This window comes from Pseudomonas gingeri, from assembly GCF_013386165.1.
GTDB classification, from domain to species: domain Bacteria; phylum Pseudomonadota; class Gammaproteobacteria; order Pseudomonadales; family Pseudomonadaceae; genus Aquipseudomonas; species Aquipseudomonas gingeri_C.
In genome coordinates, this window is sequence record NZ_JACAOS010000028.1 from 26,284 (window position 1) to 42,077 (window position 15,794).

Annotated in this window: 14 protein-coding genes and 1 pseudogene; 4 read left to right on the plus strand and 11 right to left on the minus strand. The window is 62.5% G+C overall.

The features are described from left to right. Nucleotides 1-157 precede the first annotated feature (157 nt). From HX866_RS30680 to HX866_RS30690, 3 genes are read left to right on the plus strand one after another with little or no spacing between them, the layout of a single operon-like run. Nucleotides 158-745, plus strand: a complete 588-nt coding sequence (locus tag HX866_RS30680; RefSeq protein WP_177099315.1) for a fasciclin domain-containing protein — start codon at nt 158-160, stop codon at nt 743-745. Between the two features lie 24 nt (nt 746-769). Continuing rightward, on the plus strand, nt 770-1,414 hold the full coding sequence (locus tag HX866_RS30685) for a sigma-70 family RNA polymerase sigma factor (protein ID WP_177098456.1): 645 nt from the start codon (nt 770-772) through the stop codon (nt 1,412-1,414). Next, on the plus strand, nt 1,411-2,085 hold the full coding sequence (locus HX866_RS30690) for an anti-sigma factor (RefSeq protein ID WP_177126593.1): 675 nt from the start codon (nt 1,411-1,413) through the stop codon (nt 2,083-2,085). The genes HX866_RS30685 and HX866_RS30690 overlap by 4 nt, the downstream gene beginning before the upstream one ends. Nucleotides 2,086-2,222: 137 nt before the next feature. Here the strand turns inward: HX866_RS30690 and fdhA are convergent, their stop codons facing one another. From fdhA to HX866_RS30725, 7 genes are all read right to left on the minus strand, one after another. Then, complete coding sequence (gene fdhA, locus HX866_RS30695) at nt 2,223-3,422, minus strand: formaldehyde dehydrogenase, glutathione-independent (protein ID WP_177098458.1); 1,200 nt, start codon at nt 3,420-3,422, stop codon at nt 2,223-2,225. Nucleotides 3,423-3,633: 211 nt separating this feature from the next. Beyond that, nucleotides 3,634-4,491, minus strand: a complete 858-nt coding sequence (gene purU / locus HX866_RS30700; protein WP_177098459.1) for a formyltetrahydrofolate deformylase — start codon at nt 4,489-4,491, stop codon at nt 3,634-3,636. A 225-nt stretch (nt 4,492-4,716) separates the two neighbouring features. Continuing rightward, nucleotides 4,717-5,349, minus strand: a complete 633-nt coding sequence (locus HX866_RS30705; RefSeq protein WP_177098460.1) for a sarcosine oxidase subunit gamma — start codon at nt 5,347-5,349, stop codon at nt 4,717-4,719. A 125-nt stretch (nt 5,350-5,474) separates the two neighbouring features. Then, entirely contained in the window at nt 5,475-8,492 is a 3,018-nt protein-coding gene (locus HX866_RS30710; protein ID WP_177098461.1) for a sarcosine oxidase subunit alpha, read from the minus strand. Next, complete coding sequence (locus HX866_RS30715; RefSeq protein WP_177098462.1) at nt 8,489-8,818, minus strand: sarcosine oxidase subunit delta; 330 nt, start codon at nt 8,816-8,818, stop codon at nt 8,489-8,491. Before HX866_RS30715 ends, HX866_RS30710 begins: the two co-directional genes overlap by 4 nt. Nucleotides 8,819-8,832: 14 nt before the next feature. Further along, nucleotides 8,833-10,083: a sarcosine oxidase subunit beta gene (locus HX866_RS30720; protein ID WP_177098463.1), complete on the minus strand. Its 1,251-nt coding sequence runs from the start codon at nt 10,081-10,083 to the stop codon at nt 8,833-8,835. Between the two features lie 23 nt (nt 10,084-10,106). After that, nucleotides 10,107-11,360, minus strand: coding sequence for a serine hydroxymethyltransferase (locus tag HX866_RS30725; RefSeq protein WP_177098464.1), 1,254 nt, complete (start codon nt 11,358-11,360; stop codon nt 10,107-10,109). A gap of 425 nt (nt 11,361-11,785) precedes the next feature. Between HX866_RS30725 and HX866_RS30730 the strand changes: the two genes are divergently transcribed. After that, complete coding sequence (locus tag HX866_RS30730; protein ID WP_177098465.1) at nt 11,786-12,826, plus strand: threonine aldolase family protein; 1,041 nt, start codon at nt 11,786-11,788, stop codon at nt 12,824-12,826. Between the two features lie 71 nt (nt 12,827-12,897). On the opposite strand, the gene HX866_RS34955 is transcribed toward HX866_RS30730, so the two are convergent. The 4 genes and pseudogenes from HX866_RS34955 to HX866_RS30745 all read right to left on the minus strand — a co-directional run bounded on the left by HX866_RS34955 (nt 12,898) and on the right by HX866_RS30745 (nt 15,501). Then, nucleotides 12,898-13,638 carry a methyl-accepting chemotaxis protein gene (locus HX866_RS34955; RefSeq protein ID WP_371319306.1) on the minus strand — a complete coding sequence of 247 codons (741 nt, stop codon included), beginning with the start codon at nt 13,636-13,638 and terminating at the stop codon, nt 12,898-12,900. A 123-nt stretch (nt 13,639-13,761) separates the two neighbouring features. Beyond that, nucleotides 13,762-14,835: pseudogene (locus tag HX866_RS34960) on the minus strand (HAMP domain-containing protein); the annotation flags it as partial. Nucleotides 14,836-14,971: 136 nt separating this feature from the next. Beyond that, nucleotides 14,972-15,274, minus strand: coding sequence for a cell division protein ZapA (locus HX866_RS30740; RefSeq protein ID WP_177098467.1), 303 nt, complete (start codon nt 15,272-15,274; stop codon nt 14,972-14,974). Continuing rightward, on the minus strand, nt 15,271-15,501 hold the full coding sequence (locus HX866_RS30745) for a hypothetical protein (RefSeq protein WP_177098468.1): 231 nt from the start codon (nt 15,499-15,501) through the stop codon (nt 15,271-15,273). Before HX866_RS30745 ends, HX866_RS30740 begins: the two co-directional genes overlap by 4 nt. Nucleotides 15,502-15,794 lie beyond the last annotated feature (293 nt).

A 15,794-nucleotide genomic window follows, 5' to 3' on the forward strand; every position in this document is an offset into this window, starting at 1 on the left:
GGAGTCAAAAAAACCGAACTTGTTCCGTGCCCGGCGAATCCTCCCACCCGCCGGTAAAAAGAATCGACGGACTGTGCATCCGATCCTTACGCCCTTGCGTATATCAAGCACGGACAGAACTTCCTGGCCGACCTCATACTGACAAGGATTCCTCATCATGAAATGCACTTCGATCAAAGCGCCCCTGATTGCCAGCCTGCTGACCCTCGCGCTGTCCGGTGGCCTGGCCCAGGCGGCGAGCATGAGCATGGACCACGACAGTGTGATGGTCGGCGGACAAAGCATGTTGCCGAGCAAGGACATCGTCGATAACGCGGTCAATTCCGCCGACCACACCACCCTGGTCGCCGCCGTGAAGGCCGCAGGCCTGGTCCCGACCCTCAAGGGCAAAGGCCCGTTCACCGTCTTCGCCCCGGTCAACTCCGCCTTCGCCGCCCTGCCCGCCGGCACCGTCGACACCCTGCTCAAACCGGAAAACAAAGGCACCCTGACCCATATCCTCACCTACCACGTGGTGGCCGGGAAATTGGACATGGCCGAACTGGCCAAACGCATCAAGGCCGGTGGCGGCAAGACCGAGCTGACCACCGTTTCCGGTGGCAAGTTGTGGGCGATGATGAATGGCCCGCACAACATCGTGATCAAGGATGAGAAAGGCACCACCGCCGACATCACCACCTACGACGTGATGCAATCCAACGGCGTGATCCAGGTGATCGACAAGGTGCTGCTGCCTAAAAGCTGAGCCCCCGGCCACGAGGAAACACTCATGAATGGAACAACCGCGTGCCGTGAACTACCCTCAGCCGGCAACGAGCGCAACACGCGGCCCATTCATCGTATTGTGATTGTCTGGAGAACCCTCATTCCCACCGCCGACGCTGATCAACTCAGGCAGCTGTTGGCCCAGTGCTCACTGGGCAACCGCCGCGCATTCGAGACGCTGTATCGTAGCGTCGCCCCACGCCTTCACGGTGTGGCCCTGCGTTGCCTGGGCCGCGCCGACCTGGCCGAGGAAATCCTTCAGGAAAGTTTCGTACGCATCTGGAACAACGCCGCGCGCTACGAGGCCCACCTGTCGGCGCCGATGACCTGGATGGTCAATATCACCCGCAACCTGGCCATCGACCAGTTGCGCAAACGCCGCGAGGAACCCTTGGTTGACGGGCAAGAAGAGAACCTGGCGGACGACAGCCCCTCGGCCCACGAACTGCTCGACAGCGCCCGCGAGGCCAATGCCTTGAACCGCTGCCTGGAGACGCTGGAGGGCCTGCAACGCCAGTCGATCACCCTGGCCTATTTCCACGGCCTGTCCTGCGCGGAGCTGGCCGAACAACTGCCCGCGCCCCTGGGCTCGGTCAAATCCTGGATACGTCGCGGCATGGAGCGCCTACGCAGGTGCCTTGAATCATGAACTACCAGAACCCCCGCCTGCGCCGTGCCCTCGCTGCCGACTACGCCATTGGCCTGATGTCCAAGGCCGCGCGCCGACGCTTCGAGGCGCTGATGCGTGACGATGCCAAACTGCGTGCCCAGGTCGCCGAATGGCAGGAAAACCTGCTGGTCCTGACCGACTCGGTGGCCGAACAGCCGGTGCCCGATCGTGTGTGGCAGGGCATCGTCGCGCGGATTGATCCACAGCGACTGCACCTGCCCGAGAAACAGCCGTTCTGGAACCGGCTGCGCCTCTTCGCGGCGGCCTGTTCACTGGTGCTGGTGGCGGCCCTGGGCGTGCTCTACAACCATGACCCGGTCAGCGCCAGCGCGACGCTGCTCAGCGGCACACAAACCCCGGCATTGCGGGTCAAGGCCCATGCCGACTACCTGCAGGTCGAGCCGCTGACCCTGGCGGCGGTAGAAGCTGACCGCAGCCTGGAACTGTGGGCGATTCCGGCGGACGGCAAGCCGGTATCACTGGGCCTGGTGCCGAAGGAAGGCAAGGGGCGGGTCGAGTTGAGCGAAGCGCACCGGGCGTTGCTTGGCCCCTCGGTGGTGTTGGCGGTCAGCCTTGAACCACCAGGCGGTTCGCCGACCGGGCAGCCGACCGGGCCGGTGTTGTATCAGGGGCCGCTGGCGATGCTTTGATCTCCGTCTCGGCGGTTCGCGATCGCCATGACTGTGTACCGCCGGGATATCGACTGAAAAGCCCAGCGATCCCAACGAATTTCACCCATTAAAAAGGGCGACCGAAGTCGCCCTTTTTCCGTCTTGCCCTTTACTGCTTACGCCGCACTGAACAGCTTGTGCGGGTCAATCACGAACTTCTTCGGTACGCCCGCATCGAACTCGCCGTAGCCCTTCGGTGCGTCATCCAGGCTGATGACCTGGACACCGACGATCTCGGCGATATTGATCCGATCCCACATGATCGCCTGCATCAGCTGACGGTTGTACTTCATCACCGGGGTCTGGCCGGTGTGGAAGCTGTGGGACTTGGCCCAGCCCAGACCAAAGCGGATGCTCAGGCTGCCGATTTTTGCGGCGGCGTCCACGGCACCCGGGTCTTCGGTCACGTACAGGCCCGGAATACCGATCTTGCCCGCCACCCGCACCACACCCATCAGCGAGTTGAGCACGGTGGCCGGAGCCTCGTGCTTCACGCCTTCATGGCCGTGACCACGGGCTTCGAAGCCCACGGCATCAACGGCGCAATCCACTTCAGGCTCGCCCAACAGCGCGGCGATCTGTTCGTGCAGCGGGGTGTCCTTGGACAGGTCGGCGATTTCAAAACCCTGGGCCTTGGCGTGGGCCAGGCGGACCGGGTTGACGTCACCGATGATCACCACCGCCGCACCCAGCAGGCGCGCCGAAGCCGCCGCCGCAAGGCCAACCGGACCGGCACCGGCGATGTACACGCTGCTGCCCGGGCCAACGCCCGCAGTGACTGCACCGTGGTAGCCAGTCGGGAGGATGTCGGACAGGCAGGTCAGGTCGCGGATTTTCTCCATGGCCTTGTCGCGGTCCGGCAGCTTGAGCAGGTTGAAGTCAGCGTAAGGCACCAGCACGTATTCGGCCTGGCCGCCGGTCCAGTCGCCCATGTCGACATAACCGTAGGCACCGCCGGCACGGGCCGGGTTGACGGTCAGGCAGACGCCGGTGTGTTGCTCCTTGCAGGAACGGCAGCGCCCGCAAGCCACGTTGAACGGTACCGAGACCAGGTCGCCGATTTTCAGGTTCTCGACGTCGTTGCCCTTCTCGATCACTTCGCCGGTGATTTCATGACCCAGGACCAGACCGGTCTGGGCGGTGGTACGGCCACGGACCATGTGCTGGTCCGAACCACAGATGTTGGTGGAGACGACGCGCAAGATGACACCGTGTTCGATCTTCTTGCCACGCGGGTCCTGCATTTTCGGATAGTCGATTTTCTGCACCTCGACCTTGCCATTGCCGAGATACACCACACCACGATTGCCAGACATGCTTTCACCTCGCTGTTGTTTTTATGTAGCGACACGTTGCCAGGGGGCAGCGCGCAAATTGCTCGGGTTATTGCCTGCGGTTGTTGCGTTGTTCTGACGGACCTCATCGCCAGCAAGCCGATTCCTACAGGGGAATTGCGTCACGGCAGGCACCGTGTCCACTGTAGGAGCTGGCTTGCCAGCGATGAGGCCCGCACGGGCAGTAAAAAGATCAGAGGACAACGGTCCGGTTGGCGTTCAGAAAGACCCGCCGCTCAATGTGATAACCCACCGCCCGGGCCAGCGTCAGCCCTTCGATATCGCGGCCCTTGGCGATCAGGTCCTCGGGGTAATGGCTGTGGTCCACCACCTCGACGCCCTGGGCGATGATCGGGCCTTCGTCGAGGTCGTTGTTGATGTAGTGCGCGGTGGCCCCCACCAGTTTCACGCCCTTGTTGTAGGCCTGGTGATAGGGCTTGGCGCCCTTGAAGCCGGGCAGCAACGAGTGGTGGATATTGATGGCCTTGCCGTCGAGCTTGCGGCACAGCTCAGGCGAGAGCACCTGCATGTAGCGGGCAAGGATCACCAGCTCCGCACCGGACTCCTCGATCACCTGCCAGACCTGACGCTCCTGGCCTGGCTTGTCGTTCGGGTCGAGGGGGAAATGGTAGTAGGGAATCTGGTGCCAGTCGGCCAGGGGCTTGAGGTCCGGGTGGTTGGAGACCACGGCGGCCACGTCCATGGACAATTGGCCGATACGCTGGCGGTAGAGCAGGTCGTTGAGGCAGTGATCGGCCTTGGAGACCATGATCACCACTTTCGGCCGGTAGTTCGGCGCGGTCAGTTCGAACAGCATGCCGAAGGTCTCGCCGCGCAGGGCCAAGCCGGCGCGGAAGGCCAGTTCGTCGAAACCTTCGGGCTGACGAAACTCCACACGAATGAAGAAACGCCCCGAAAGGCGATCATCGAACGAATGGTGCTCGGTGACATAGCAGCCCTGCTCGAACAGGTAGCGGGTCACCGCATCCACCGTGCCGAGCACGCTGGGGCAGTCGGCGGTCAAAATCCATGTATCGGGGACGCGGCTCATTGCTTGACTCCTATTCTTGAATAACAACCGCTGCGCGGTTGATCGCGAGCAATCGAGCGTCGACCGGCTGCTCCTACAGGAACGCGGTCCAACCCAACATTGGTGTACGACACAAATCCCGTAGGAGCCGGCTTGCTGGCGATCCAGGCGACGCGGTGTGACAGGACACCGCGTCGATACCATCGCCAGCAAGCCGGCTCCTACAGGGTGGCCGCAAAAACGCTGTCAGGCCTGGACGCTGAGACCGTACTCCGCCGCCGCATCCTGCAACCACAACCACCAGTAATCCGAGAAGCTGCGACGGATCACCAGCTCCCAGGTGTCTTCGGCGGTGTGGCGAATGATCAGTTGCGACTTGGCGAACACCGTGCCCACTGCCTTGCCCACCGGGAAGCTGTTGGGGTGCACGTCGTAGCTGGTGGACTTCATCAGCACCTGGCGCACGTTCGGGCCGCTCAGTTCCAGCAGTTGCTGGCCGCCGCTGACATTGACGATGGCGACATGCAGGTCACCAAGGGCTTCGCGCAAGGCTTTCTCGGCGGCGAACTCTTCGCCGCTCGGGACGATCAGCAGCCACTCATCAGGGCCAAGCCATTGCAGGCTGGTGTCGCCCTTGGCGACCACGGTCAACGCGACCGGCAGTTCCAGGCCCAGGGCCTTGTGCACGCCGGCGGCGAAGGCCGAATCATGGCCGTCGCCACGGATGGTCAGGTGACCGAGCAGTTTCTTTTCGCGCACGGTCACGCCGGCGTTCTTGCGGCCCTTGCCCACCAGGCTGGCGAGGTCGGCATGGTGCAACGACGACTCGGCCTTGGCCCCGGAAGTCGGGCGTTGTTGGTAAACGTTGGCTGTGGTCATGTGAAACACCTGTGTTGAATGCTGTCTTTGCGCTGGTACGTGAACCCCGTGGTGACGGTGTTGCCGTCATCGCGAGCAAGCTCGCTCCTACAAGGGTCCGCGTCCAACCTCGATCCCGTGTTTCGTCAGATGTTCTGGCGATCGCCCTTCGGATCGAAGAACACCGAAGAAACGATTTCCGCCTCGATCACGCTGCCATCGGCCAACGGTGCGAACACCCGCTCGCCCATCCGCTTCAGGCCGCCCTTGACCACTGCCATGGCAAATGAATAGCCAAGGGAGTTGTGGGCATAGCTGGAGGTCACGTGACCGACCATCTTCATCGGGATCGTCTGCTTGGTGTCGAATACCAACTGCGCGCCTTCCGGCAGCCACTTGGTCGGATCGATTGGCTTGAGCCCGACCAACTGTTTGCGCTCGTCGCGCACACAGTCTTCGCGGTTCATCCCGCGCCAGCCGATCCAGGAGAACGGTTTAGTGCGACCGACACACCAACCCATGTTCAGGTCGTCCGGGGTCATCGAGCCGTCAGTGTCCTGGCCGACAATGATGAAACCCTTCTCGGCCCGCAGCACGTGCATGGTCTCGGTGCCGTACGGGGTCAGGTTGTACTGCTTGCCAGCCTCGACGATCTTCTCCAGCACGCCCATCGCATAGTCGGCCTGGATGTTGACCTCGTAGGACAGCTCGCCGGTAAAGGAAATCCGGAACACCCGCGCCGGCACACCGCCGACCAGACCTTCTTTCCAGGTCATGAACGGGAACGCATCCTTGTCCAGGTCGATGTCGGTGACTTCGCTGAGCAGCTTGCGGCTGTTCGGCCCCGACAGGGTCATGGTCGCCCAGTGGTCGGTCACGGAGGTGAAGTACACCTTCATGTTCGGCCATTCGGTCTGGTGGTACAGCTCCAGCCACTGCAGGACGCGAGCCGCGCCGCCGGTGGTGGTGGTCATCAGGAAGTGGTTGTCGGCCAGACAGGCGGTGACGCCGTCGTCGAAGACCATGCCGTCTTCCTTGCACATCAGGCCGTAGCGGGCCTTGCCCACATCGAGCTTGGTCCAGGCGTTGGTGTAGATGCGGTTGAGGAATTCACGAGCATCCGGGCCCTGGATATCGATCTTGCCCAGGGTCGAGGCGTCGAGCAGGCCGACGCTGTCGCGCACGGCCTTGCACTCACGCTTGACCGCCGAATGCAGGTCTTCGCCGTTGCGCGGGAAGTACCATGGGCGTTTCCACTGGCCGACGTCCTCGAACTCGGCGCCCTGCTTCACATGCCAGGCCTGCAAGGCGGTGTAGCGCACCGGCTCGAAGATATGCCCGCAGTGACGGCCGGCTACCGCGCCGAAGGTCACCGGCGTGTAGTTCGGGCGGAACATGGTGGTGCCCATCTGCGGGATGGTCACGTTCAACGAACGAGCGGCAATGGCTAGGCCGTTGACGTTGCCCAGCTTGCCCTGGTCGGTGCCGAAGCCCAGCGCGGTGTAGCGCTTGACGTGTTCGACCGACTCGAAGCCCTCGCGGGTCGCCAGTTCGATGGCGGCGGCGGTGACGTCGTTCTGCAGGTCGACGAATTGCTTCGGCGCCCGGGCAGTGGCTTTTTCATGGGGGACCTGGAACAGCGCCAGGGTCGGTTCTTCCAGACGCGACAGGGCTTTGGGCAGTACGCCTTCGACGACCTTGAAGCCGGCTTCGCTGGCGGCACGAACGCCCCCTTCAAAACCATCAGACAAAGCATCGGCCAAGCCGTAGACACCGTTGATGCCGCCAACGCACACGCGTTTCTGCGGTGCTTCGCCCGGAACAAAACCGAGGATATCTTCACGCCAGGTCGGCTTGCCGCCCAGGTGCGAGGCCAGGTGAACCACCGGGCTGTAGCCGCCGGAGCTGGCCACGAGGTCGCACTCCAGCCATTCGCCGGGGCTGGTGACTTTATGCGCCTTGACGTCGATGGCGGCGATGCGCGCCGCGGTGACGTGCTTGCTGCCACGGGCTTCGACCACGGCGCTGCCGGTGAGGATACGAATCCCCTTGGCCCGTGCTTCTTCCACCAGGGCGCCACGCGGGTTGCTGCGGGCATCGGCGATGGCGACCACTTGCAGGCTGGCATCGAGCCAATCCAGGGCCACGCGGTAGGCGTGATCGTTGTTGGTGCTCAGTACCAGTTTCTTGCCCGGCGCCACGCCGTAACGGCGCACGTAAGTCGAAACAGCACCGGCCAGCATGTTGCCCGGCACGTCGTTGTTGCCGTAGACCAGCGGACGCTCATGGGTACCGGTGGCCAGGACCACGCGCTTGGCGCGGACCCGATGAATACGCTGACGCACCTGGCCAATCGGCGCACGGTCACCGAGGTGATCGGTGAGGCGCTCGTGAATGGTCAGGAAGTTGTGGTCGTGGTAGCCGTTGACGGTGGCCCGTGGCAACAGCAGCACATCCGGCAGGCTTTTCAATTCGGCGATCACGCTGGCGATCCACTCGGCCGCCGGCTTGCCGTCGAGGCTTTCACGGGAGTCGAGCAGGCTGCCGCCGAACTCTTCCTGTTCATCGGCGAGGATCACCCGGGCACCGCTGCGTGCAGCAGCCAGTGCGGCGGCCAGACCGGCAGGGCCGGCACCGACGATCAGCACGTCACAGTGCTGGTTCATGTAGTCGTAGGTGTCCGGATCGTTCTCGGTCGGCGAGCGACCGAGGCCCGCGGCCTTGCGGATGTACTTCTCGTAAGTCATCCAGAACGACTGCGGATACATGAAGGTCTTGTAGTAGAAACCCGGTGGCATCAGCTTGCCGCCGACCTTGCCGAGAATCCCCATCATGTCGTTGTTGACGCTCGGCCAGCCGTTGGTGCTGGTGGCGACCAGGCCCTGATACAGCGCTTGCTGGGTAGCCCGCACGTTGGGAATCTGGGTCGCTTCGGTGGCGCCGATCTGCAGGACCGCGTTCGGCTCTTCGGCACCGGCGGCGAAGATGCCCCGTGGCCGCGAATACTTGAAGCTGCGGCCGACGATATCAACGCCGTTGGCCAGCAACGCGGCGGCCAGGGTGTCGCCTTCAAAGCCCTTGTAGACCTGGCCGTTGAAGGTGAAGCTCAAGACTTTGTTGCGGTCGATCCGACCACCGTTGGACAGGCGATTGACCTGGCTCATACCTTCTCTCCCACAGCCGCGCCGGGCACTTTCGAACTGTCTGCTTTAGCGGTGAATTGCGGCTTCTCGCCAATCTTGTAGGTTTCGAGAATCTCGTAGGTGACGGTGTCGCGGGTCACGTTGAAATACTGGCGGCAACCGGCAACGTGGTCCCACAGCTCGTGGTGCAGGCCGCGGGGGTTGTCGCGGAAGAACATGTAGTCGCCCCACTGCTCGTCGGTGCAGGTGCCCGGGTCCAATGGACGCGGAATATGCGCCTGGCCGGAAGCGTGGAATTCCTCTTCGGAGCGCAGCTCGCCGCAATGAGGACAGAAGATATGCAACATAGGGATTTCTCCTGTTAGTGGGCGACCGCAGCAGCACCGTGTTCGTCGATCAACGCACCGTTGTGGAAACGGTCGATGGAGAAGGGAGCGGCCAATGGGTGCATTTCACCCTTGGCCAGGCTCGCGGCAAACACGTTGCCCGAGCCAGGTGTGGCCTTGAAGCCGCCGGTGCCCCAACCGCAGTTGAAGAACATGTTCGGGACCGGGGTTTTCGAAATGATCGGGCAGGCGTCCGGCGTGGTGTCGACGATGCCACCCCACTGGCGGTTCATGCGCACGCGGGACAATACCGGGAACATCTCGACGATGGCCTGGATGGTGTGCTCGATCACCGGGTACGAACCACGCTGGCCGTAGCCGTTGTAGCCGTCGATACCGGCACCGATCACCAGGTCGCCCTTGTCGGACTGGCTGATGTAGCCGTGCACGGCGTTGGACATGATCACGCTGTCGATGATCGGCTTGATTGGCTCGGACACCAGGGCTTGCAGCGGATGCGATTCGATCGGCAGACGGAAGCCGGCCAGTTTGGCCATGTGCCCGGAGTTACCGGCAGTGACCACACCGACGCGCTTGGCGCCGATAAAGCCCTTGTTGGTTTCAACACCGATGCACACGCCGTTTTCCTTGCGGAAACCGATCACTTCGGTCTGCTGGATCAGGTCCACGCCGAGGGCGTCGGCCGCACGGGCGAAGCCCCAGGCCACGGCATCGTGACGGGCCACGCCGCCGCGACGCTGGACGGTGGCGCCCATCACCGGGTAACGGGCGTTCTTCGAGCAGTCCAGGTACGGAATCTCGTCCGCCACCTGTTGAGTGTTGAGCAGTTCGCCGTCGACGCCATTGAGGCGGTTGGCGCTGACCCGACGCTCCGAATCACGGATGTCCTGCAGGGTGTGGCAGAGGTTGTAGACGCCACGCTGGGAGAACATCACGTTGTAGTTCAGGTCCTGGGACAGGCCTTCCCACAATTTCATCGCGTGTTCGTACAGGTGCGCCGACTCGTCCCACAGGTAGTTGGAACGCACGATGGTGGTGTTGCGCGCGGTGTTACCGCCGCCCAGCCAGCCCTTCTCGACCACGGCGACGTTGGTGATGCCGTGTTCCTTGGCCAGGTAGTAGGCGGTCGCCAGACCGTGCCCGCCACCGCCGACGATGATCACGTCATAGACCTTTTTCGGGGTCGGCGTGCGCCACATTTTCTGCCAGTTTTCGTGGTGGCTGAGAGAGTGCTTGAAGAGGCCGAAGCCCGAATAGCGTTGCATAGTCATTTACTCCAAAACCGCTCTCAGCGATAAACCGGGAAATCCGCGCACAGTGCAGTCACGTGCTTGGCGACGTTCGCTTCGACATCGGCGTCGCCGAGGTTGTCGAGGATGTCGCAGATCCAGCCAGCCAGTTCAACGCACTGGGACACTTTGAAACCACGGCTGGTGACGGCCGGGGTGCCGATGCGCAGGCCCGAGGTCACGAACGGCGACTGTGGATCGTTCGGCACGGCGTTCTTGTTCACGGTGATATGGGCACGGCCCAGGGCGGCGTCGGCCTCTTTGCCGGTCAGGCCTTGACGGATCAGGCTGACCAGGAACAGGTGGTTGTCGGTGCCGCCGGACACTACATCGTAGCCGCGTTTGATAAATACGCTCGCCATCGCCTGGGCGTTATCGATCACTTGTTGCTGATAGACCTTGAAGCCCGGTTCCAGGGCTTCCTTGAAGCACACGGCCTTGCCGGCGATCACGTGCATCAGCGGGCCGCCCTGGGCGCCCGGGAATACCGCGGCGTTGAGTTTCTTCTCGATTTCTTCGTTGGCCTTGGCCAGGATCAGACCGCCACGGGGACCGCGCAGGGTCTTGTGAGTGGTGGTGGTGACCACATCGGCATACGGCAGCGGGTTCGGGTACAGGCCGGCGGCAACCAGGCCGGCGACGTGGGCCATGTCGACGAACAACAGTGCACCGACCTTGTCGGCGATCTGACGGAAGCGTGGGAAATCGAGGGTTTTCGAGTAAGCCGAGAAACCGGCAACAATCATCTTCGGCTGATGCTCGACCGCCAGGCGCTCGACTTCGTCGTAGTCGATCAGACCGGTATCGGTGTTGATCCCGTATTGAACGGCGTTGTACAGCTTGCCCGAGGACGACACCTTGGCCCCGTGGGTCAGGTGGCCGCCGTGGGCCAGGCTCATGCCCAGGATGGTGTCACCGGCTTGCAGCAGGGCCAGGTACACGGCGCTGTTGGCCGAGGAGCCGGAGTGCGGCTGGACGTTGGCGTAATCGGCGCCGAACAGTTGCTTGGCGCGTTCGATGGCCAGGGCCTCGACTTTGTCCACGTGCTCGCAGCCACCGTAGTAACGCTTGCCTGGATAACCTTCGGCGTATTTGTTGGTCAGACCGCTGCCCTGGGCCTGCATGACGCGCTTGCTGGTGTAGTTTTCCGACGCGATCAGCTCGATGTGATCTTCCTGACGTTGCTCCTCGGCATTCATGGCCGCCATCAGTGCATCATCATAACCCTGGATCTGGTCTTGCTTGCTGAACATCGCGTCTCTCCCAGCGGCGTTGGTGCGCCATTCGTCTCGGTGAGGCCTTTGCCTGACGGCAGTGCCCTTTGAATGCGATGGTAGGGCCGACGCAGACCGATCAAATGCCTATGGACGCCACGCAAAGGTGCGTTTACGACATGGCTTGGCGCGCTTGAACAAACAAGGCATTCGGGGCCCCCTGTGGCGAGCGGGCTTGCCCGCGCTCGACTGCGCAGCAGTCGCAAAACCGGACACCTCGCTGTATCAGGCACAACGAATTATCTGGTTTCAGGGGTGCTTCGCACCCCAGCGCGGGCAAGCCCGCTCGCCACAAGGTGATTCGTGATCTTTGGATAGAGGCGTTTTCCTACGGAAACTGTGCCTGTGCGATAACGTCAATTCTGGTTACAGTGCGCACCATAATCGTTCACAAGGACCGGGCCATGACCGACAAGAGCCAACAATTCGCCAGCGACAACTATTCCGGTATCTGCCCCGAGGCCTGGGCCGCCATGGAACAGGCCAACCACGGCCACCAGCGCGCCTACGGCGACGACGAATGGACCCAGCGCGCCGCCGACGGCTTCCGCCATCTGTTCGAAACCGACAGTGAAGTGTTCTTCGCCTTCAACGGCACCGCGGCCAACTCCCTGGCCCTGTCGTCGCTGTGCCAGAGCTACCACAGCGTGATCTGCTCGGAGACCGCCCACGTCGAAACCGACGAATGCGGCGCGCCGGAGTTTTTCTCCAACGGCTCCAAGCTGCTCACCGCCCGCACCGAAAACGGCAAGCTGACCCCGGACTCGATCCGCGAAATCGCCCTCAAGCGCCAGGACATCCACTACCCCAAACCGCGCGTGGTGACCCTGACCCAGGCCACTGAAGTCGGCAGCGTCTACACCCCGGATGAAATCCGCGCCATCAGTGCCACTTGCAAGGAACTGGGCCTGCACCTGCACATGGACGGCGCGCGTTTCTCCAATGCCTGCGCCTACCTCGGTTGCACCCCGGCGGAGCTGACCTGGAAGGCCGGCGTCGACGTGTTGTGCTTCGGCGGCACGAAAAACGGCATGGCGGTGGGTGAAGCGATCCTGTTCTTCAACCACGACCTGGCGGTGGACTTCGACTACCGCTGCAAGCAGGCCGGGCAGCTTGCTTCAAAGATGCGCTTTCTCTCAGCGCCCTGGGTCGGCTTGCTGGAAAACGACGCCTGGCTCAAGCACGCCCGCCACGCCAACCACTGCGCGCAGTTGCTCAGCAGCCTGGTCAAGGACATTCCCGGCGTGGAGCTGATGTTCCCGGTGGAAGCCAACGGCGTGTTCCTGCACCTCTCGGAGCCGGCCATCGCCGCGCTGACCGCCAAGGGCTGGCGTTTCTATACCTTCATCGGCAAGGGCGGCGCCCGTTTCATGTGCTCGTGGGACACCGAAGAAGCACGGGTACGGGAACTGGCGGCGGATATCCGCACCGTTATGAGCGCCTGACCACCGGTCCGCAGGGCGCGGCTCACCGGCGAGTTTTGTTCGCCGATAAGCCCGCCCTGCGACGGATACGATCATTTCAAGCGAAAACCACCCATCTGCTGCGCCAGGTCATCGGCCAGCCGCAGCAACGCCTGGCAATCCTCCCGGCACGCCCTGACCTCACCGGCCGTCTCCCGGGCCAGATCGGAAATCCCCTGCACGTTGCGATTGATTTCCTCGGTCACCGCCGACTGTTCTTCCGTTGCCGTCGCCACCTGCTGATTCATGTCGCTGATACGCTCGACCTGCCCGGTAATCGCTTGCAGCGAAGCCCCCGTCCGTTGGCTGGCCTCAACCCCGGTACCCGTCGCCGCCTGCCCCGAGCGCATCGATGACACCGCATGCTCGGCGCCCTGCTTGAGACTCTGGATCATCGCCTGGATTTCATCGGTGGAGCCCTGGGTCCGCCGCGCCAGGGTCCGCACTTCATCGGCGACCACCGCGAACCCCCGCCCCATATCGCCCGCCCGCGCCGCTTCGATGGCAGCATTGAGTGCCAGCAGGTTGGTCTGTTCGGAAATACCGCGAATCACCGCCAGCACCTGGTCGATGGAGGCCACCTGGACCGCCAGCTCGCCCACGGCGTGCGCGGCCTGGCCGATTTCCCGGGACATGCCCTCGATGTGCAGAATCGATCCGCCGACAATTTCCCGCGCTTGCTGGGCCTCATCCCGCGCCGTTTGCGACGCATAGGCCGCGTTGCCGGCGTTCTGCGCGATGTCCTGCACCGTCAGGCCCATTTCATGGACCGCCGTGGCCACCATGTCGGTCATTTCCTGCTGCCGTCCGGAACGCTGCGCGGTGTTATCCACCACCTGGGCCACCTGTCCGACAGCCTGGCGCAAGCGCTCGCTGGTGGTCAGCACCTCGCCGATCAGATCGCGCTGGCTATCCAGGAAACGGTTGAAACCTCGCGCCAGGTCACCCAGCTCGTCGGCACGGGAATCATCGAGACGCTGTGTCAGATCGCCACCACCGCTACCAATCGCCACCAATGCCGCTGTTACCCGACGGATCGGGCGCACCAACCCACGCGCCAGCCAGATGACCAGCAACAGGCTGAGCAGGGCTACCGCGAGACCGATCAGGCTGCTGATCCAGGTCGCCTGCCGTGCCTGGGCATAGAGCTGCGCCTGCGGGACTTCGATCACCAGCGTCCAGCCCAGGTCACGCAGTGGCAGGCTCAGTGCCAGGAACTCCTCGCCATCGCGTTCGAACCTGCTGTCAACCAGTCCCGTGTGGCCCATGACCGCCGCCGCAGCGGTGTTGCCGATCTGTTCGGCCAAGCGCCGCTTGCCACTGAATTCAGGCTGCGGGTGAACCTGGATCAAACCGTCCGCACGCACCAGATAGACCTTGCCGCGCTCACCGAAGCGGTAGTTGTGAATCAGCTCCGACAATTCGCGTATCCGCAGGCCCAGCCCGGCCACGCCCAGGGTCTTGCCGGCCTGCTCGATGCGCAGATCGATAAACAGCGTCAGTTCACCGCTGCCGGTGTCCGTGTCGATATTGAGGGTGCTCGGCTTGCCGCTGTCGAGGAAGGCATAGAACCAGCTGTCCGCCGGGTTTGTGCGACTCAGGGTCCGCTCAAGGCCTTTTTCGGTGTAGTAGTGACTGCTCTCGGCGCCGGCAATCAACGCGGTAAAAGCTTGGTGTTCGCTGCGGATACCGTCCAGATAGCCCACAAAGCTCGCCGATTGGCCACTGTCCTCGCCAGCGGCCAGCCAGTCGCGTACCTGTCGGTTGGCGGCAATGTCCCGCGCCGCCGTCAGCGGCTGGACCAGGATCCGTTCGATATCGTTGCGGGTGGCTTCGATGCTCGATGGCAGCGCCTGATCGATCAGGTAGTTGCGCGTCAGGCGGTTGACGACTGCCGTGTAGATGCCCACGACGATCAGGATACTGACCAGCAACGCGCTGCCCATTCCCAGGATCAACTGCCATTGAATACTGCGGCGCCAAAACGGCATGGAACACCTCCAAAGGACAAGAGATGTTCACACAGCAATCGTCATGCCATTTTGTATACAAACACAAATACAATACACAACAGCTTTGTTGACACGACAAGACGCTACCGTCACCGACAGCCTCCCAGAGGCCGGCTCAGCTCTGCCCGATGGTTTTCGAAATCACCTCAACCGTGGCGCTGACTTGCTCTTGATAACGGTCGAGCTCCTCACGGTGCTGGCGCTGCGCGGTGATCTGCTGGGAACACAGGTTCAGCGCCGCCAGGACCAGCAATTGCTCGCCGATCAGCGTGGGAAACTTCTTCTTGGTGTCGACCAGGGCCATCTTCAGCATGTGGGTTGCATCGTGCAACGTCTGCTCCTGGCCGGCCGGGGCCTTGATCGAGTATTCCTCGCCAAGGATCGAGATGACGGTCACCCCGTCGGTGCTGGTCTTCATGCGCTCACAGGACCTGCGCTGACACGCTCAACCAGCGCCTGGATACGGGCGGCGGTGGCACCGTGCTTTTCTTCCTGCTCCATCAGGTTCAGTTGCAGGCTTTCGTTTTCATCCTTGGCCTGGGCCAGCTCGGCGCTCAGCGTGGCATTGGCCGCCAGCAGTTCCTGCTTTTGCTGAACCAGCTCGCTGACCAGTTGTTCCAGTTGACTCAGGGAAGCTTCCAACATTTTCTTGATCTCTCGGGCAGTTTCAAAGGGCGCGTACGATAAAGAAAAGCCCCCCCGTTTGCCAGGGGAAAACTGTCGCAAAGCCTTGATTTTCCTGGCGGGATGCTTTTCCTCGAACCTTAGGGACTGCGATTGCCAGGACATGTTCCCCACCCCCTGTCGGAAACCTTCTCCTGCGACAAATACGCGCAGGGGCTTAAGACTTTAGTCGAATGACCGATAGGTCATTCAAACACGCCTTAAAAGTCGCACGGAATGCGCCCTCCTCTCAGGTAGCCACCATGTCCCTACGC